We start from the raw sequence: 20,463 nt of genomic DNA, 5'->3' as shown, positions 1-20,463 counted from the left end.
AAGAATTTATTTCTTAACGGTAAGTTTAACTTTCACAAAACCGTTTTTAGGGCCTGGTACAGAACCTTTAACTAGCAACACGTTACGCTCAGCGTCTACGCGAATAACTTCAAGCTTTTGAATCGTGATAGCGTCAGTACCCATGTGACCTGGAAGGCGTTTGCCTTTCGGTACGCGGTTCGCTTGAATCGAACCCATGGAACCTGGACCGCGGTGGTAACGGGAACCGTGAGACATAGGACCCGTGCTTTGTCCCCAACGTTTAATAACGCCGGCAAAGCCTTTACCTTTAGAAATACCTGTTACGTCAACGAATTCGCCTTCTGCGAAAAGGTCAGCTTTAACCACTTGACCAACTTCGTAGTCACCCAATTGGATGCCGCGAATTTCACGAACGTAGCGCTTAGGAGTAGCTCCCGCTTTTTTAGCGTGGCCAATTTCCGGCTTAATAGTTCTGCTTTCTTTCTTGTCGGCAAAACCGAGTTGAACAGCTTCGTAACCATCAGTTTCCTGGTCTTTCTTCTGCAAAACGACACATGGTCCAGCTTCGATAACAGTAACCGGAATTACATTACCTTCAGCAGTAAACACTTGAGTCATTCCAAGTTTTTTACCTAAGATACCTTTCATGTTGACACCTCATTTCCCTTCTATATCACATATACTGGTGTTGCTTTTACAGTTTGATTTCGATATCTACACCGGATGGTAAATCCAGGCGCATCAACGCATCAACCGTTTGCGGCGTAGGGTTAACAATGTCGATCAAGCGTTTATGTGTACGCATTTCGAATTGCTCCCTCGAATCCTTGTACTTGTGCACCGCACGGAGAATGGTGATGATTTGCTTTTCCGTTGGAAGCGGAATCGGCCCGGAAACACTCGCTCCGGAACGTTTTGCAGTTTCCACAATTTTCTCTGCGGATTGATCAAGAATCCTGTGATCGTACGCTTTCAAGCGAATACGAATCTTTTGCTTTGCCATATAAGTCCCTCCTTCTATCGCCCAATTTATTATCGGACATACTCCATGAGAAAACCCGGCACATGCCCCATGGCAAAGGGGCCGGGTGTGTCGGCAACCTCTCACATCATCGCAACGTCACAGACCAACAGACATTATTATAACGAAATGAATAGGCAAATGCAAGCAGAACTTTGCTTTCATGCTATTTTCAATTAAATTAGTGGTCTTTCATCCTTTTAGGCAAGAATATAGCGCCTTTTAGGTTATTAGCTTCGACACATTGCCCGCTTCATAAACAAAACGATTGCTGTGTCTTCTATATATAATAGAAGAAACTCACCTGAATACCTTCAACTAACGGCTGCAAACCGCTAAAACAGCAGAAGATCGCTCTTCTATCCGTACATCGGCAAGCTTTCACCCATGACCCGATAGAAAAGCGATCTTCTTTGCTTTATGGACAATGTGTTACTACTACTCTACTCACTAAACTTTACTCTAAACTTATTAACCTAGCACAATCCGGTCGTCAGCCAGCTTCTTGCCGCTAATTTGCTCAAACTCGTTAAGCAGCTGCGCTACCGTGAGATCCTTTTTGCGGTGTTCATTTACATCGAGAATAATACGACCCTTGTCCATCATAATAAGACGGTTGCCTAGACGGATCGCCTGCTCCATATTATGCGTCACCATCAGCGTCGTCAGCTTCATCTCGTGTACAAGCGAATCCGTGAGCGCTGTAATCAGTTCTGCACGCGAAGGATCAAGCGCCGCCGTGTGCTCATCAAGTAGCAAAATCTGCGGCTTCGTAAAGGTCGCCATCAACAGGCTAAGCGCTTGCCGCTCTCCACCGGACAAAAGTCCAACCTTCGCGCCCAAGCGATTCTCAAGCCCAATGCCGAGCCTAGAAAGCTGCTCCTTGAAAAAAGCGCGCTTAGCTGGCGTCACACCTATCAATAGTGTACGTGGCTTGCCTCTTTTATAGGCCATAGCCAGGTTTTCCTCAATCGTCATGCGCGGCGCTGTACCCGCCATAGGATCTTGAAAGACTCTCCCAATCCACTTGCTGCGTTTAAATTCGGGCAGCAGTGTCATTTTATCCCCAGCTATTTCAACATCGCCGGCATCTGGACGCATGACTCCCGATATAATGTTCATTAAAGTAGACTTCCCTGCACCATTGCTTCCAATGACCGTTACAAAATCGCCCGGCATCAGATGCAGATTAATATTAATCAAAGCTGTCTTTTCATCAACAGTTCCTGGATTAAACAGCTTGGACACTTTTGAAATGTTCAGCATTACTGGCCACCTCCGCGTTGTACAGGATCAGTCAGCAGCTCCGCCGAGCGTTTGCGTGCCATTTTTTTCTGCTTAAACGATTTCTGAATGGTCGGAACGACAAGGGCAACAATAACGATTACCGCTGTAATCAGCTTTAAATCGGAAGCTTTGAGCCACTCAACCCGATAGGCAATCGTAATGATGATCCGATACACAATGGAACCAAGAACAACCGCCAGCGTGGCCCAAAACACCTTCCGGGCTCCGAAAATAGCCTCACCAATAATAACCGATGCCAAGCCGACGACGATAACGCCGATCCCCATAGAAATATCAGCAGCAGTTGACTGCTGTGCGAATAAGGCTCCAGACAAAGCAACAAGTGCATTGGAGAGGGAGATACCGATAATTTTAGTCGTATCCGTGTTGGAGCCAAAGCTCCGAATCATCCGCTCATTATCTCCTGTTGCACGCAAGCTTAGCCCTAAGTCCGTATGCAGAAACAAATCCAACAGCAGCTTGGTCACAATAACCACGATTACGACAATAACAAGTACGTTGCTAGTCGTAAAAATCGTATCCATCCCATATACCGACACATTCGGCTTGCCCATAATTCGCAGATTAATAGAATATAGGGCAATCATCATAATAATGCCGGAGAGCAGCCCATTTATTTTGCCTTTCGTATGCAAAAGCCCGGTAATGGCTCCCGCAGCCGCACCACCGCCAAAAGCAGCAATAGTAGCCACCCAAGGCGACATGCCATTCGTTATCAAAATCATTGCAATGCCGCCGCCTGTAGTGAAGCTGCCTTCCACGGTCAAATCGGGAAAATCTAAAATACGATACGTAATGTAGACGCCCAGCGCCATCAACGCATAAATTAAGCCAAGCTCAATTGCACCAGGCATCGATTTCAACAAACTAAGCAATAGGAAACCTCCTCATAAAAAACGGGCCAATTGTAAACGGCTACTGCCGTCTAATGGCGACAATAGCCGTTACGTTACTTTTTTTTAAAAATCCCGTTAAGTTGCGAACTATTCAATAATGTTGGAAGCAGCATCCTTGACTTGATTTTTCATCTCATCGGTTACCGTAATGCCTTGTTCCTTAGCTGCCTTCATGTTCAAAATTAGATCCAGCTTGTCCGGCACCGTTACTTTCATCTCGCCCGGCTTCTTGCCGTTTTTCAAAATATCCACAGCCATTTGGCCTACTTGGTATCCATGATCATAATATTTGAAGCCAATAGTTGCAAAGGCACCACGCTCAACCGTATCACGATCACTTGCGAAAAACGGAAGGTCATTATCATTAGCTACTTTAATCAATGTATCCAGACTGCTCACTACTGAATTATCCAATGTAATATACAGTGCATCTACTTTACCCACAAGGGAAGCAGCTGCCTGCTGTACTTCTGATGTGTTACTCACAGCTGCACGAACGAGCTTAATATCATGCTTAGCGAGCGCTTCTTCTGCAATTTTAGCCATAACCACTGCATTAGGCTCACCTTCGTTAATGACAAGGCCAACATTTTTCACTTTCGAAAAATTAGCAGCTACAAAGTCCATAAGCTCTGTAATTGCTGCTGGATTTGTATCCGACGCTCCTGAAACAAGACCACCTGGCGCATCAAGATTTGTAACGAGTTTCGAATCAATCGGATCAGTAACAGCTGCGAACAGCACAGGACGATCAGTCACTTCTTTCACAAGCGCTTGTGCTGATGGTGTAGCAATACCTAACGCCAAATCACTTTTATCAGCTGCGATCTTTTGAGCCAACGTTTGGTTGTTTGCTTGATCTGCTTGAGCTGTATTAAAATCAATGGTTAAATTCTGTCCTTCAACCAATCCCGCATCCTTCAAGGCAGCAATAAATCCTTCTCTTGTTGCATCAAGCGACGGATGCTCTACATATTGCGAGATTGAAATTTTATAATTTTCTTTCGCCCCACTGTCCGTTGCTTCAGCAGAACTGCTTGGTGCAGTTGAAGCCTGTTCCCCTGTATTGCCGTTTCCTTTGCTGCCCCCACATGCCGAAATGACCAAAACGAGGACCAGCATTAATCCTACCCACATATTTTTTCTCATCTTCTGTAAAACCTCCCCTACATAATAAGCTGCTTCTGTCTTACGTTCCCATAAGGTTTCCCTCTATCGCAGCTGTATACATCTTCTCTCATATTAAAGGCGATGCAGCAGCCCCGTCAATGACTTGTCCATGGAAAATAAAAAACCTCTCACCGAGGTGAGAGGTTTGATTCGTGCGCGGCTTAAAGCCGCACGCGATTATTTTTGGATAGTTGCTACAGCGCCAGCGCCTACAGTACGGCCGCCTTCACGGATGGAGAAACGAGTTCCCTCTTCAACCGCGATTGGAGCGATAAGCTCAACAGTAACTGTGATGTTGTCGCCAGGCATAACCATTTCAGTACCTTCTGGCAGGTTGATGATACCAGTAACGTCAGTTGTACGGAAGTAGAACTGTGGACGGTATCCAGTGAAGAAAGGCTTGTGACGGCCACCCTCTTCTTTAGTCAGAACGTAGATTTGTGCAGTGAAGTTAGTGTGTGGTTTAACCGAACCCGGTTTAGCCAATACTTGTCCACGCTCAATATCTTTACGGTCTACACCACGAAGCAATGCGCCAACGTTGTCGCCTGCTTGAGCGGAGTCAAGCAATTTACGGAACATTTCAACGCCTGTTACTACGGATTTGCGGGACTCTTCAGCAAGACCGATAATTTCGATCTCGTCGCCTACTTTGATAACGCCACGCTCAACACGGCCAGTTGCTACTGTACCACGGCCAGTGATTGTGAATACGTCCTCGACAGGCATAAGGAAAGGTTTTGCAACATCGCGCTCAGGAGTTGGGATGTAAGTATCAACTTGCTCGAAGAGCTCGATGATTTTTTCAGCCCAAGGACCATCAGGGTTTTGCAAAGCTTCACGAGCTGCACCACGGATGATTGGAGTGTCGTCGCCTGGGAACTCATACTCGGAAAGAAGGTCGCGAACTTCCATCTCAACCAGTTCAAGAAGCTCTTCGTCTTCAACCATGTCGCATTTGTTCAGGAATACAACGATGTAAGGAACGCCAACTTGCTTGGACAGCAAGATGTGCTCACGAGTTTGTGGCATAGGGCCATCAGCTGCGGAAACTACTAGGATTGCTCCGTCCATTTGTGCAGCACCAGTGATCATGTTTTTTACATAGTCGGCGTGACCTGGGCAGTCAACGTGAGCGTAGTGACGAGCTGGCGTCTCATACTCAACGTGAGCTGTCGAGATCGTGATACCACGCTCGCGCTCTTCTGGAGCTTTATCGATTTGGTCAAAAGCGATAGCAGCACCGCCGTATTTTTTGGAAAGTACAGTAGTGATTGCTGCAGTCAGAGTCGTTTTACCGTGATCGACGTGACCAATAGTACCGATATTAACGTGCGGTTTGTTACGTTCAAATTTAGCTTTTCCCATTGAACTTAATCCTCCTCAATATTTAAAAGGTTTTATATAGTGGCTGAACACTTGCTTGCTTAGCAAGCTGTAATGCCAACCGGAGTAAAAAAGACTAACCTAGACAAAGGCAAATATTATTCGCCTTTGTTTTTAGCAATAATCTCTTCAGCAATCGATTTAGGAACTTCTTCATAGTGAGAAAGCTCCATCGAGAATACACCGCGTCCTTGTGTACCAGAACGAAGTGTTGTGGAATAACCGAACATCTCGGAGAGAGGCACCTTAGCACGGATGATTTGCGCACCTGCGCGAGTATCCATACCTTCAATGCGACCACGACGGGAGTTCAACATACCCATTACATCGCCCATGTACTCTTCAGGAACAGTAACTTCAACTTTCATGATTGGCTCAAGCAGAACTGGCTTACATTTTTCTTTGGCAGCTTTAAGCGCCATCGAACCTGCAATTTTAAACGCCATCTCCGAGGAGTCAACATCATGATAAGATCCGTCGAAAACAATCGCTTTAACATCAACGAGCGGGAATCCAGCGATAACGCCGTTTTTCATCGACTCTTCGATACCAGCTTGGATTGGAGCGATAAATTCACGAGGAATCGATCCACCCACAACTTTGTTTTCGAACACGAAGCCTTCACCCGGCTCTTGTGGAACGAATTCAACCCAGCAATGGCCATATTGACCTTTACCACCGGATTGACGTACGAATTTACCTTCGACTTTTGCAGCTTGACGGAACGTCTCACGATAAGCAACTTGAGGCTTACCAACGTTTGTCTCAACCTTAAATTCACGAAGCATACGGTCAACTAGAATCTCAAGGTGAAGCTCACCCATACCAGAGATAATCGTTTGGTTTGTTTCTTCATCCGTATGCGCACGGAATGTAGGATCTTCTTCCGCAAGCTTGGAAATCGCGATACCGAGTTTGTCTTGGTCAGCTTTCGTTTTTGGTTCGATAGCAACCGAGATAACTGGCTCAGGGAAATTCATCGACTCAAGAATAATCGGATGTTTTTCATCACAAAGCGTGTCACCTGTAATGGTATCTTTCAAACCAACTGCAGCTGCGATATCTCCGGAGTAAACTTCGGAAATCTCTTGACGGCTGTTCGCATGCATTTGCAGAATCCGACCAATACGCTCACGTTTGTTCTTTGTACCATTCAGAACATACGAACCGGATTTCAGGACGCCAGAATACACACGGAAGAACGTCAATCTACCTACATAAGGATCCGTCATGATTTTGAATGCCAGAGCCGAGAACGGTTCTGAATCCGAAGATTGACGAATTTCCTCACTACCGTCATCAAGCATACCTTTAATAGCTGGTACATCAAGTGGCGATGGAAGATAGTCAACAACAGCATCCAACATCATTTGAACGCCTTTGTTACGGTACGAGGAGCCAACGATAACTGGGAAGATTTTAACTTCACAAACGCCTTTACGAAGCGCTGCTTTAATTTCTGGAATCGTAATTTCTTCGCCTTCCAGATATTTCATTGTTAATTCTTCGTCCAGCTCGGCAACTTTCTCGATCAATTCCGTACGGAGTTCTTCGACTTGGTCGGCGTACTCAGCAGGAATTTCGATTTTCTCAGGGTCTTTTCCGAGATCATCTTTGTATTTGTAAGCTACGCGTTCAACGATATCGATAACGCCTACGAAATCACTTTCAGCGCCAATCGGAATTTGAATCGCAACAGCATTTGCTTGTAGACGCTCGCGCATATCCTTGATAACGTTCAAGAAGTCTGCACCGATAATGTCCATTTTGTTGATATAAGCGATCCGAGGTACACCGTAACGGTCTGCTTGACGCCATACGGTTTCGGACTGAGGCTCAACGCCTTCTTTTGCACTGAAAACGCCAACTGCCCCGTCCAATACGCGGAGGGAACGTTCAACTTCTACTGTGAAGTCAACGTGTCCTGGGGTATCGATGATATTGATGCGGTGACCATCCCATTGAGCAGTCGTCGCGGCAGACGTAATCGTAATACCGCGCTCTTGCTCTTGTTCCATCCAGTCCATCGTAGCGGCGCCTTCATGCACCTCTCCGATTTTGTGAGTACGGCCTGTGTAGAACAAGATACGCTCAGTTGTAGTGGTTTTACCCGCATCGATATGCGCCATAATCCCGATATTCCGTGTATTTTTCAAGGAGAACTCTCTAGCCATGAACTGATCTCCTCTCATTAAATGAGATTATTTGTTGATTCAGCGTTAGCCGAATCCTACCAACGGTAGTGAGCAAACGCTCTGTTTGCTTCTGCCATTTTGTGTGTATCTTCGCGCTTCTTAACGGATGCACCAGTGTTATTGGAAGCATCAGTAATTTCAGCAGCCAAACGCTCTACCATCGTTTTCTCACCGCGGTTACGTGAGTAGTTCACGAGCCAACGGAGACCAAGCGATGTACGGCGCTCAGGTTTAACTTCGATCGGCACTTGATAGTTGGCACCGCCGACACGGCGTGCTTTAACCTCAAGTACTGGCATGATATTTTTCAAAGCTGCTTCGAACACTTCCATCGGATCTTTACCCGTGCGTTCTTGGATCAGTTTGAAGGCATCGTACAACAGCGTTTGAGCTGTTCCGCGTTTACCGTCGATCATAATGCGGTTGATGAGTCTCGTTACCAGTTTGCTATTGTAAACCGGATCCGGAAGCACATCGCGTTTTGTTACAGGACCTTTGCGTGGCATGAGAAAGTCCCCCTTTCTTGAATGATAATTTCATTAGTGGTAAAACCATTTTTATTTCTTAACTTTAGGACGTTTAGCACCGTATTTCGAACGAGCTTGGTTACGGTTGTTAACACCCGCTGTATCCAAAGCGCCGCGAACGATATGATAACGTACACCCGGAAGGTCTTTTACCCGTCCGCCACGGATCAATACGACACTGTGCTCTTGAAGGTTATGTCCGATACCCGGAATGTAAGCTGTAACCTCTACGCGGTTAGTCAAACGTACACGCGCGTATTTACGAAGTGCAGAGTTCGGTTTTTTCGGAGTCATTGTACCTACACGAGTGCACACACCGCGTTTTTGCGGAGCACTGATGTTTGTAGCTTCACGTTTCAAGGCGTTGAAACCTTTTTGCAAAGCTGGCGATTTCGATTTTACGACTTTAGCTTGGCGTCCTTTACGGACTAGCTGGTTAATTGTTGGCATGTTGCCACCCCCTTCCGTTATTCATGTCATTTAATATGGTAGACATTACACCTAATTTTAAAGCCCACAGATCCAGGTGGTTCATAAAAGAACAAATAAAAATTCTTACCAGTCCATCATCAGGTTGAAGTTGCACCAGCAAAAATGCTTTTTTCCTTTATTCATCATCGGTTACGAGCGCTGCCATAGCAGCTCCGACATCAATTCCACAGGTTTTCCCAAGGTCTTGCATCGTTTCTACCCATTTGACCGGGATACTCGACCGCTCACACAAATGAATAACTTTCTCTTTCATTCGCGGATCTGCATCTTGAGCAATGTAGACTTCGACTGCTTTATCTTGCTCAAGCATCTTCGTCGTCTGTTTCGCGCCAACTTTAAACTGCATGGAATCACCTATCCTTTAGCGGTAGAAGATCACACAATTAGGCACACTTCGATATAGTATCACCTGTACACCTAGAGTGTCAAGTAGCTTTATCAGAAAAACCGCAAATGCTAGTCTTTACCTCTTCTGAAAAGCTGCTATAGCCTCGATGTACGCATACGCAGACAGCTTCCCCTCAATTACTAGGGGAGGCCGCCGCCGCATGCATGCTTCAAGCTTTAGTCAACGGTAACTGCTTCTGATTCCAGTTCGCCTTGGTTTACAACAGTTTCCTGCTCATCCTCAAGTCCTACCAGACGGATATTGCGATAACGCGGCATACCCGTACCAGCTGGAATCAACTTACCGATAATAACATTTTCCTTCAGACCAAGCAATTGATCGACTTTGCCTTTAATAGCAGCGTCAGTCAAGACGCGAGTCGTTTCTTGGAAAGAAGCTGCCGACAAGAACGAATCCGTCTCAAGAGACGCTTTCGTAATACCGAGCAATACCGGTTTGGCTACTGCTGGCTCTTTATCAGCAAAGATCGCTTCGCGGTTGGCAGATTCATATTCATGAATGTCTACGAATGCGCCTGGCAGAAGCTTCGTTTCTCCCGCATCAACGATACGGATTTTGCGGAGCATTTGCTTAACCATGACTTCAATGTGCTTGTCATTGATTTCTACCCCTTGGTTCCGGTAGACGCGCTGTACTTCCTGCAAAATATAGTTTTGAACGCCGCGGATACCTTTAATCCGAAGCATATCTTTAGGGTCAATCGAACCATCTGTCAGCTCGTCGCCGGCTTCAAGATGCTGACCTTTTACAACACGGATACGCGAACCGTAAGTGATCGCATAAGTTTTGGATTCCGCTTCACCTTGAACTTCGATTTCACGGCGATCCTTCGCTTCACGAATTTCTTTGACCACACCATCAAGCTCGGTGATAATCGCTTGACCTTTCGGATTACGCGCCTCGAAAAGCTCCTGGATACGCGGCAAACCTTGCGTAATATCGTCTCCGGCAACACCGCCGGTATGGAATGTACGCATCGTGAGCTGTGTTCCTGGCTCACCGATGGATTGAGCGGCAATGATACCTACTGCTTCACCGATTTCAACATGCTTGCCTGTTGCCAGGTTGCGGCCATAACAAGTTTTACATACGCCATGACGAGCGCGGCAGCTAAGCACGGAACGGATTTGCAGTTTTTCAATACCCGCATCAATAATCGCATCGGCTCTGTTCGAGTCAATCAGATCATTGCGGCTGACGATAACTTCGCCAGTCTTCGGATGACGAACCGTCTCGAAAGCGTAACGGCCTTCAATACGATCGTACAGATCCTCAATAACCTCTTTACCGTCTTGAATTTTGCTCACGGAGAAGCCTTTATCGGTTCCGCAATCTTCTTCACGAACGATAACGTCTTGTGCAACGTCAACGAGCCTACGAGTCAGGTAACCGGAGTCAGCTGTACGAAGAGCTGTATCCGCGAGACCTTTCCGCGCTCCATGCGTCGAGATGAAGTACTCGAGTACCGTCAGACCTTCGCGGAAGTTCGATTTGATTGGCAACTCGATAATCCGGCCCGATGGGTTGGCCATCAGACCACGCATACCGCCCAGCTGGGTGATTTGCGATTTGTTACCCCGTGCCTTCGAATCAACCATGAGCATAATGTTGTTGTAACGATCCATGGACTTCATCAAAATTTCCGTCAGCTCGTCTTTACATTTGCTCCAAATGCTAATAATCCGGTCATAACGCTCTTCGTTCGTAATCAGACCACGACGGTACTGATTCATAACGATAGCAACCTGATCATCCGATTTTTTAAGAAGCTCTGTTTTCTCCGGCGGCACGATAACGTCCGATACGGCGATCGTAATACCTGCACGCGTGGAGTAAGTGAAGCCGAGCTGCTTGATACGGTCAAGGATGACAGCCGTCAGCGTCGTATGGTAGTTTCTGAAGCACTCAGCAATAATATTACCGAGATAATCTTTACCTACACCGCCTGCTATCGGCAATTCTTCAATGATTTTTTTCAAATCACTGCCTTTTTCGTATACAAAATATTTATCCGGCGTACCGTTCAAGAGGTTCGTTTTCGTAGCCTCGTTGATATACGGGAAATCTTCCGGGAAAATTTCGTTAAAAATAACTTTACCAACCGTCGTTGACATCAACGACTGCTGTTGTTTTTCGGTGAACACAGTCTTTTTCAAAACTTTCACCGGAATAAAGATCCGTGCATGCAGCGAAACAATACCGCGTTGGTACGCCGATACCGCTTCATTCACCGTTGCAAACACCGAACCCGTACCATGCGCTTCCTTGTTGTCCATCGTCAGATAGTAACTGCCGAGAACCATATCCTGGGAAGGCGTAACGACTGGCTTGCCGTCTTTAGGGTTCAAAATGTTGCCCGATGCAAGCATGAGCAAGCGAGCTTCCGCTTGTGCTTCTGCAGACAAAGGTACGTGAACGGCCATTTGGTCACCGTCGAAATCCGCGTTATAAGCGGTACATACGAGCGGGTGAAGCTTGATGGCGCGGCCTTCAACCAAAATCGGCTCAAATGCTTGAATACCGAGTCTGTGAAGGGTCGGGGCACGGTTAAGAAGAACCGGGTGCTCCTTAATTACTTCTTCAAGAACATCCCATACTTCAGGGCTTACACGCTCAACTTTGCGCTTCGCGCTCTTAATGTTGTGCGCAAGTCCTTTGTTGACGAGTTCTTTCATAACGAATGGCTTAAACAGCTCAAGCGCCATTTCCTTCGGAAGTCCGCATTGGAACATCTTCAGGTTCGGTCCTACTACGATAACGGAACGGCCAGAGTAATCGACACGTTTACCGAGCAAGTTTTGACGGAAACGTCCTTGCTTACCTTTAAGCATATGGCTGAGCGATTTGAGCGGACGGTTACCCGGTCCAGTCACTGGACGACCACGACGGCCGTTATCAATCAGCGCATCAACTGCTTCTTGAAGCATACGTTTCTCATTTTGCACGATAATGTCAGGAGCACCCAGATCAAGCAGGCGCTTTAGACGGTTGTTACGGTTGATTACACGACGGTACAGGTCATTAAGGTCAGACGTTGCAAAACGTCCGCCATCCAGTTGTACCATCGGGCGAAGCTCAGGAGGGATAACTGGAAGCACATCGAGAATCATCCATTCCGGCTCATTGCCAGAATTGCGGAATGCTTCGATAACTTCAAGACGCTTGATGGCACGGTTACGACGTTGGCCCTGAGCCGTACGAAGCTCTTCTTTAAGCTGTTCCAGCTCTTTCTCCACTTCAATGTCCTGCAGCAGTTTTTTGACTGCTTCAGCACCCATTCCAGCGTGGAAGCCGTAGCCATATTTCTCACGGTAGCTGCGGTATTCCTTTTCGGACAGCAGCTGCTTTTTCTCCAGCGGCGTATCACCAGGATCAGTTACAACATAAGATGCAAAGTAGATGATCTCCTCAAGCGAACGAGGCGACATATCCAATGCCAAGCCCATGCGGCTAGGAATCCCTTTGAAATACCAGATATGGGATACAGGAGCTGCAAGCTCAATATGTCCCATACGCTCACGGCGAACTTTCGCACGTGTTACTTCAACGCCACAGCGATCACAGACGACGCCTTTATAGCGAACGCGCTTGTACTTGCCGCAGTGACACTCCCAGTCTTTGGTAGGACCAAAAATTTTCTCGCAGAAGAGGCCTTCCTTCTCCGGTTTTAACGTCCTATAGTTGATCGTTTCCGGCTTTTTAACTTCTCCGCGGGACCAGGAACGAATTTTCTCAGGCGAGGCAAGCCCAATTTTCATATACTCGAAGTTGTTCACGTCCAACAAGGAGCAACCCTCCTTCGTCATGTATGGCTATTTCATGCATACTAGCGGCTGCGTATTCGCTAGAAGCGTACACGCAGCTGGGCTAGGTTTTTATTCAAGAGCGCCTACTTCAGCGCCTTCTAAATTAAGATTCAGCTTATCTCCTGCTGCGTCATCATCGTCATCCGACTCTCTCAGCTCGATCTCTTCTTCATTTTCGGTCAGGATTTTGACGTCCATACCCAAACTTTGAAGTTCTTTGATCAATACTTTGAATGACTCTGGTACGCCCGGCTCTGGTACGTTCTCGCCCTTAACAATCGACTCATACGTCTTCACGCGACCAACAACATCATCGGATTTGACTGTAAGAATTTCTTGCAAGGTGTAAGCAGCACCATATGCTTCAAGCGCCCATACTTCCATCTCACCGAAACGCTGTCCGCCGAATTGAGCTTTACCACCCAATGGCTGTTGCGTAACGAGCGAGTAAGGACCTGTGGAACGAGCATGGATTTTATCATCAACCATGTGCGCGAGTTTGATCATGTACATGACGCCAACAGTAACTTCACGTTCGAAGTTTTCACCCGTACGACCATCATAAAGTACAGTCTTACCATTACGCTGCATGCCTGCTTCTTCCATGGCATCAAAAACGTCATTCTCCCGCGCGCCGTCAAATACAGGCGTCGCAGCATGCAAGCCAAGACGTTTACAAGCGAGACCCAAGTGAACTTCCAGCGCTTGGCCGATGTTCATACGGGAAGGTACGCCCAGTGGGTTGAGAACAACTTCAACTGGTGTGCCATCTGGCAGGAACGGCATATCTTCTTCCGGCATAATGCGGGCAATAACCCCTTTATTACCGTGACGTCCGGCCATTTTATCACCCTCGGAAATTTTCCGTTTTTGAGCGATATAAGCACGAACGAGTTGATTTACACCAGGAGGCAGCTCATCGCCGTTCTCGCGGGTAAATACTTTTACGTCCACAACGATTCCGTCAGTACCATGCGGTACGCGAAGCGAAGTGTCTCTTACTTCACGAGCTTTTTCACCGAAAATCGCATGAAGAAGACGCTCTTCAGCTGTCAGCTCTGTTACACCTTTAGGTGTTACTTTACCAACGAGAATATCGCCTGCACTGATTTCTGCACCAACACGGATAATACCGCGCTCGTCGAGATTTTTCAGTGCTTCTTCGCCGACATTCGGAATGTCGCGTGTAATTTCTTCTGGTCCAAGCTTCGTATCACGGGCTTCCGACTCATATTCCTCAATGTGGATCGAGGTATATACGTCTTCTTTAACAAGCTTCTCACTAAGAAGGATAGCATCCTCATAGTTGTAGCCTTCCCATGTCATAAAGGCAACGACCACGTTGCGGCCCAGTGCCAATTCGCCTTGCTCAGTTGACGGTCCATCAGCGAGAATATCGCCTTTTTGGATAACGTCGCCTTTGTGTACAAGCGGACGCTGGTTAATGCATGTTCCTTGGTTGGAACGCGTAAACTTATGAAGCTTATGCTTAACGAGATCGCCAGTTACCGACTTGCCGTCAATTTGCTCTACACGGCGCAGCCAAATCTCATTGGCAGATACTCGTTCAATAATTCCATCATGTTTGGAGACAATACATACACCGGAGTCTTTAGCCGACTTATGCTCCATACCCGTACCGACAAGCGGTGCTTTCGGGATCAAGAGAGGTACGGCTTGCCGCTGCATGTTGGAACCCATTAGCGCACGGTTGGAGTCATCGTTTTCCAGGAACGGAATAAGCGCCGTCGCAACCGATACTACCTGTTTAGGAGAAACGTCCATGTAGTCAACGCGCTCGCTTGGCATCGTAAGGATGTTGTCAGCTTGCTTGTTGTAACGAACGATAACGCTGCTCTCTTCGAATGTTCCTTCTGGAGTCAGCTTCGCATTCGCTTGCGCGATTACATAGTTGTCTTCTTCATCTGCAGTCAAATACGAAATTTGTTCCGTTACAATTCCTGTCTTCGCATCTACCCAACGATAAGGAGCTTCAATGAAGCCATATTCGTTAATGCGGGCAAAGGAGGACAAGGAGTTGATCAGACCGATATTCGGTCCCTCTGGCGTCTCGATCGGACACATCCGCCCATAGTGGGAGTGATGGACGTCACGGACTTCAAAGCCCGCGCGCTCACGCGTCAAACCGCCGGGTCCGAGTGCAGACAGACGACGTTTGTGCGTCAGTTCAGCAAGCGGATTCGTTTGGTCCATAAACTGCGAGAGCTGTGAGGATCCAAAGAACTCTTTAATCGAAGCTATAACGGGACGAATGTTAATCAGCGCCTGCGGCGTAATCGCGTTAGCATCCTGAATCGACATCCGTTCACGCACAACTCTTTCCATACGGGACAAACCGATACGGAATTGGTTTTGCAGAAGCTCCCCTACAGAACGCAGACGACGGTTGCCCAAGTGGTCAATGTCATCCGTGCTTCCTACACCTTGAAGCAGGTTAAGGAAATAGTTAATGGAAGCAATAATATCTGCCGGCGTGACGTGCTTCACTGTTTTATCAATAATTCCGTTCGCAATGACCTTAATCACTTTGGATTCGTCAAGCGGCGAGAATACACTGATTGCTTGCAGTGGAATACTATCTGCATCAAGTACGCCATTGGCGACGTGATACGTTTTGAAGCCGACATTCGTTTCAAGCTTCTCCAAAATGTCATCCAGCAAGCGGCGGTCAATCATTTGACCTGCTTCGGCAATGATTTCACCTGTCGAAGGATCGACAAGCGTTTCAGCCAAGCGCTGGTTGAATAGACGGTTTTTGATATGAAGCTTTTTGTTAATCTTGTAACGTCCTACATTTGCTAGATCATAGCGTTTCGGATCAAAGAAGCGTGCTACGAGCAAGCTCTTCGCGTTATCAAGCGTAGGCGGCTCACCTGGACGAAGGCGCTCATAAATTTCGATCAGCGCTTTCTCGGTAGAATCCGTGTTGTCTTTATCAAGCGTATTGCGAATATACTCGTCATGGCCGAGCAATTCCAATATTTCAGCGTCAGTGCCGAAGCCTAACGAACGCAAAAGTACCGTAACCGGAATTTTCCGAGTGCGGTCGATACGAACGTAGACAATATCTTTAGCATCCGTCTCCAGCTCTAACCAAGCTCCACGATTCGGGATAACGGTCGCTGTGTAGTTTTTCTTCCCGTTTTTATCAACCTTCGTGCTGAAGTACACACTTGGGGAGCGCACCAATTGGCTGACAATAACCCGTTCCGCTCCGTTAATGATAAACGTGCCGGTCTCTGTCATCAGCGGGAAGTCACCCATGAAAACTTCCTGTTCCTTCACTTCGCCCGTCTCTTTATTAAAGAGACGCACTTTCACGCGTAGTGGAGCAGCATACGTCACATCGCGTTCTTTTGATTCATCGACCGAATATTTCGGTTCGCCCAAGCTGTAGTCGATAAACTCAAGCGATAGATTGCCCGTAAAGTCCTGAATCGGCGAAATATCTTGGAATAACTCAATTAAATCTGTTTCCAAGAATTTTTCGTACGATTTTTGTTGGATTTCAATCAGGTTCGGGACTTCCAGCACCTCGTTGATTCGGGCATAACTTCTCCGCGTGCGCCGACCATACTGAACAAGTTGTCCTGCCAACTTAACCTCACCCCTCATGTCTGTCTCACAGCAACGAAACGTACTGCGTAACTGCTTACTTATTCAAATAAAGAAAAGCCCTTATCGAATAGTTCGAAAAAAGAGCATGTTCCACGAGCCAACCATACGCAGCGCAAGCGTATAGAATCCATATCAAGTAATTTTGCCCAAAATGTAAACATTATACGTCAACTACGCATTCTATATGCATTTTGCGCTAAAAATTCGCACTTGACATTTTAGTTGACTAAAGAGATTTAGCCCAATTTAATGCTGACATTTTATAATCTTACCACATATAGAAAGTCAAGTCAAGGAATCAAATGACTCATTTAACAGCTTTGTAAATTCGATAGCCCTTATCTTTCGTCACTTCGATTACTTCACTGAACAACGTCTCAAGCTTCGCTTCCGCTGATGCGGCGCCCTGCTTTTTCTGAATGACGACCCACATCGTTCCGCCAGGAGCCAATAGCCCATAGCCTTCTTCAAAAATACGATGTACAATCTCTTTCCCAGCCCGTATAGGAGGGTTAGTGACGATCATATCAAATGTGGACTGCCGAACCGCTTCATACACGTCGCTTTGATAAACCGTTATATTCTTTATGCCGTTGTTGTGCGCGTTTTCTTTGGACAGCTCTACCGCTCTTTCATTCACATCTATCATCGTTACATGGCTTTCCGGAGCAAGCCGAGCAATGGTAAGACCGATCGGCCCGTATCCGCACCCGACATCCAATACGCTGCGTTCGCCCTTCAGCTCCAGTGCATCCAGCAGCACACGCGTGCCGTAATCGACACCCGTTTTCGAAAAAACGCCAGCATCCGTCATAAATTTCAATTCAAAACCGCGCAGCTTTTCTTCGTGAATGCGCCGGTCACTTTTCACGCCGGGGCTTGGCGAATAGTAATGGTCTGACATGCGAATCCCCCCTGACCTGATAAGGTCGAACCTTATACTTTCATAGATTCAAGCGTAAACGGCTGTTGCCGTCCTCTGGTGGCAAAGCTTCCGTTTCGCGATGAAATAAAAACATTTATAAGTGTCTAGCTTATAAATATTTTTATTTTAAACATAGAACGAACCCCTTGAAACGTAGCGTTTCAAGGGGCCCGCTATCTTCTAAAGAAGAGATATTACTTAACTTCTACAGCTGCGCCAGCTTCTTCAAGCTTAGCTTTAACTGCTTCTGCTTCTTCTTTAGCAACGTTTTCTTTGATTGCTTTAGGAGCGCTATCAACCAGATCTTTCGCTTCTTTCAGGCCAAGACCTGTGATTTCGCGAACGACTTTGATAACGTTGATTTTGGAAGCACCAGCGTTGTTAAGGATAACAGTGAACTCAGTTTGCTCAGCTTCAACAGCTGCGCCGCCGCCAACAGCAGCTACAGGAGCAGCAGCAGTAACGCCGAATTCTTCTTCGATTGCTTTAACAAGATCGTTCAGTTCAAGAACGGTCATAACTTTAATGGCTTCCAAGATTTGATCTTTAGACATGGTTATACCTCCAGAAGTGGGTTTAGTTTTTTTAAGCTGCAAGTTTAAACGAGCAGCAGATTCGATACGTGTGAAAAAAATTAAGCTTGAGCTTCTTTTTGCTCGCCAACTGCTTTAACCGCAAGCGCGAAGTTGCGCACTGGGGCTTGCAATACGCTGAGGAGCATGGAAAGCAATCCATCGCGGGACGGAAGTTCCGCCAGCGCTTTGATTTGATCCATATCAACGATTTTACCTTCAACAACGCCGCCTTTAAGTTTCAGAGCGTCGTTCTTTTTAGCGAAATCATTAAGAATTTTTGCTGGAGCAACTGCATCTTCGTTACCGAAAGCAATAGCTGTCGGTCCAGTTAGAATCTCATTCAACTCAGAAAGACCAGCTGCTTCAGTAGCACGGCGAACTAGCGAGTTTTTCAAAACTTGAAACTCGATGCCAGCCTCACGCAGTTGTTTGCGAAGTTCTGTAACTTGCGCAACGTTCAATCCGCGATAATCGGCAACGACAGTGCTGGAGCTATCACGAAGCTTTGCTGTAATAACTTCAACCGCTTGTTGTTTCTCTTGGATGATTTTTGCGTTTGCCAAACTGTACACCTCCTGTATTATTTGTACATTCCGTTATTTGACGAGTCAGATCTCTTGCCGCGATGCATGAGAAAAGCCTCCGCTATTAAGTAGCGAAGGCCATGATGGTTCGTTAGTACGACCCAAGGCCGCACACAAACGCTTTATCATAACACCTCGGTAGGAAATTAAGCCTTTCGGCACCTACTGTCTACGGTATGCGTGTTCGATTTTAGTTCCGTTCCTTGCTATTAGCGGTAGCTAGCAGCGGAGACGCGAGCGCCAGGGCCCATTGTCGAGGAAACGGCGATGTTTTTCAAGTATACACCTTTAGCTGCAGCTGGTTTAGCACGAACCAAAGCTTCTACAAGAGCGCGAAGGTTAGCATCAAGCTTATCAGCATCAAAGGATACTTTACCGATTGGAGCATGGATTTGACCAGCTTTGTCCAGACGGTATTCAATTTTACCGGCTTTAATCTCTTGCACGGCTTTAGAAACGTCAAACGTTACTGTGCCGGCTTTAGGGTTAGGCATAAGGCCTTTACCACCGAGAATACGACCAAGTTTACCAACTTCAGCCATCATATCCGGCGTTGCTACGCAAACGTCGAAATCGAACCAGCCTTGTTGGATTTTGTTAATCATGTCTGCGTCGCCGACAAAATCAGCGCCAGCAGCTTCTGCTTCCTTCGCTTTGTCGCCTTTTGCGAATACGAGGACGCGTTTAGTTTTACCAGTACCGTGCGGAAGTACAACGACGCCGCGCACTGCTTGGTCTTGTTTACGAGGGTCTACACCCAGACGTACAGCAACTTCAACGGATTCGTCGAATTTAGCTGTTGCTGCTTTTTTCACAAGCTCAATCGCTTCTAACGACTCGTAAGTCGCTTCGCTATCGATCAGCTTGGAAGCTTCTACATACTTCTTGCCATGTTTAGCCATTGTAAATATCCTCCTCAAGTGGTTATAGCGGAAAATCCTCCTAGGGAAAATCCTCCCACAGTGAAGCCTAAGCTTCACAGTCCGAGCATCCTTGTAACAGTCAGCCCTTCGTTTGTTATCCTAACGGATCAAACGCAATTAGTCAACGATTGTAACGCCCATGCTGCGTGCAGTGCCTTCGATCATAAGCATTGCTGCTTCAACGGAAGCTGCATTCAAGTCGGGCATTTTTTGTTCCGCGATTTCACGGACCTTAGCGCGATTAACGGTAGCTACTTTCTTCTTGTTCGGCTCGCCTGATCCTTTTTCGATACCTGCTGCTACGCGGAGCAATACTGCTGCCGGTGGAGTTTTAGTTTCGAATGTGAATGAACGATCCTCAAATACGGAAATAACAACCGGAATAATCAAACCTGCTTGATCTGCTGTACGAGCGTTAAACTCTTTACAGAACGCCATAATGTTAACGCCTGCTTGACCGAGCGCCGGACCGATAGGTGGAGCTGGATTCGCTTTACCTGCAGGAACTTGCAGTTTGACCATCTTGATGACTTTCTTAGCCATGACTATACACCTCCTTACCCTGGTAATCCACAACATACAACTAACGAGTTTGGTGCTTCTGCATCCCCCCAGCAAGCTGGCG

17 protein-coding genes and 1 other annotated feature are annotated in these 20,463 nt (G+C 46.8%); all 17 genes read right to left on the bottom strand.

Annotated features, from left to right (window positions below):
- Positions 1-6 precede the first annotated feature (6 nt).
- On the bottom strand, positions 7-630 hold the full coding sequence (gene rplC, locus ASF12_RS14280) for a 50S ribosomal protein L3 (protein ID WP_056035792.1): 624 nt from the start codon (positions 628-630) through the stop codon (positions 7-9).
- A gap of 46 nt (positions 631-676) precedes the next feature.
- Positions 677-985: a 30S ribosomal protein S10 gene (gene rpsJ / locus ASF12_RS14275; protein WP_046234225.1), complete on the bottom strand. Its 309-nt coding sequence runs from the start codon at positions 983-985 to the stop codon at positions 677-679.
- Between the two features lie 489 nt (positions 986-1,474).
- Positions 1,475-2,269, bottom strand: a complete 795-nt coding sequence (locus ASF12_RS14270) for an ABC transporter ATP-binding protein (RefSeq protein WP_056035789.1) — start codon at positions 2,267-2,269, stop codon at positions 1,475-1,477.
- Positions 2,269-3,186, bottom strand: a complete 918-nt coding sequence (locus ASF12_RS14265) for an ABC transporter permease (protein WP_056035785.1) — start codon at positions 3,184-3,186, stop codon at positions 2,269-2,271. The genes ASF12_RS14270 and ASF12_RS14265 overlap by 1 nt, the downstream gene beginning before the upstream one ends.
- A gap of 108 nt (positions 3,187-3,294) precedes the next feature.
- Positions 3,295-4,356, bottom strand: a complete 1,062-nt coding sequence (locus ASF12_RS14260) for an ABC transporter substrate-binding protein (protein WP_056035783.1) — start codon at positions 4,354-4,356, stop codon at positions 3,295-3,297.
- 198 nt (positions 4,357-4,554) lie between these two features.
- Positions 4,555-5,745: an elongation factor Tu gene (tuf, locus tag ASF12_RS14255; protein ID WP_056035781.1), complete on the bottom strand. Its 1,191-nt coding sequence runs from the start codon at positions 5,743-5,745 to the stop codon at positions 4,555-4,557.
- A gap of 116 nt (positions 5,746-5,861) precedes the next feature.
- Complete coding sequence (gene fusA / locus ASF12_RS14250) at positions 5,862-7,937, bottom strand: elongation factor G (protein ID WP_056035778.1); 2,076 nt, start codon at positions 7,935-7,937, stop codon at positions 5,862-5,864.
- A 56-nt stretch (positions 7,938-7,993) separates the two neighbouring features.
- On the bottom strand, positions 7,994-8,464 hold the full coding sequence (gene rpsG, locus ASF12_RS14245; protein ID WP_046234219.1) for a 30S ribosomal protein S7: 471 nt from the start codon (positions 8,462-8,464) through the stop codon (positions 7,994-7,996).
- Between the two features lie 51 nt (positions 8,465-8,515).
- Complete coding sequence (gene rpsL, locus ASF12_RS14240) at positions 8,516-8,935, bottom strand: 30S ribosomal protein S12 (RefSeq protein WP_046234218.1); 420 nt, start codon at positions 8,933-8,935, stop codon at positions 8,516-8,518.
- 157 nt (positions 8,936-9,092) lie between these two features.
- Positions 9,093-9,323: a ribosomal L7Ae/L30e/S12e/Gadd45 family protein gene (locus ASF12_RS14235; RefSeq protein WP_056035776.1), complete on the bottom strand. Its 231-nt coding sequence runs from the start codon at positions 9,321-9,323 to the stop codon at positions 9,093-9,095.
- Between the two features lie 218 nt (positions 9,324-9,541).
- Positions 9,542-13,144 carry a DNA-directed RNA polymerase subunit beta' gene (rpoC, locus tag ASF12_RS14230; protein ID WP_414812582.1) on the bottom strand — a complete coding sequence of 1,201 codons (3,603 nt, stop codon included), beginning with the start codon at positions 13,142-13,144 and terminating at the stop codon, positions 9,542-9,544.
- Between the two features lie 117 nt (positions 13,145-13,261).
- Positions 13,262-16,828 (bottom strand): DNA-directed RNA polymerase subunit beta, encoded by a 3,567-nt coding sequence (rpoB, locus tag ASF12_RS14225; RefSeq protein WP_056035773.1) that lies wholly within the window; start codon positions 16,826-16,828, stop codon positions 13,262-13,264.
- Between the two features lie 310 nt (positions 16,829-17,138).
- A complete protein-coding gene (locus tag ASF12_RS14220) occupies positions 17,139-17,735 on the bottom strand; it encodes a class I SAM-dependent methyltransferase (protein WP_056035770.1) in 597 nt (198 codons plus the stop codon).
- Positions 17,736-17,950: 215 nt separating this feature from the next.
- Positions 17,951-18,310, bottom strand: a complete 360-nt coding sequence (gene rplL / locus ASF12_RS14215) for a 50S ribosomal protein L7/L12 (RefSeq protein WP_046234213.1) — start codon at positions 18,308-18,310, stop codon at positions 17,951-17,953.
- An 80-nt stretch (positions 18,311-18,390) separates the two neighbouring features.
- Complete coding sequence (gene rplJ / locus ASF12_RS14210) at positions 18,391-18,894, bottom strand: 50S ribosomal protein L10 (RefSeq protein WP_056035766.1); 504 nt, start codon at positions 18,892-18,894, stop codon at positions 18,391-18,393.
- Between the two features lie 60 nt (positions 18,895-18,954).
- Positions 18,955-19,108 (bottom strand) — a sequence feature (ribosomal protein L10 leader region).
- Between the two features lie 16 nt (positions 19,109-19,124).
- Positions 19,125-19,817, bottom strand: coding sequence for a 50S ribosomal protein L1 (rplA, locus tag ASF12_RS14205; RefSeq protein WP_056035763.1), 693 nt, complete (start codon positions 19,815-19,817; stop codon positions 19,125-19,127).
- A gap of 138 nt (positions 19,818-19,955) precedes the next feature.
- On the bottom strand, positions 19,956-20,381 hold the full coding sequence (gene rplK, locus ASF12_RS14200) for a 50S ribosomal protein L11 (RefSeq protein WP_046234210.1): 426 nt from the start codon (positions 20,379-20,381) through the stop codon (positions 19,956-19,958).
- Positions 20,382-20,463 lie beyond the last annotated feature (82 nt).

This window comes from Paenibacillus sp. Leaf72 (genome assembly GCF_001422685.1).
GTDB lineage: Bacteria > Bacillota > Bacilli > Paenibacillales > Paenibacillaceae > Pristimantibacillus.
This window is presented reverse-complemented; position numbering and strand designations above follow the sequence as displayed.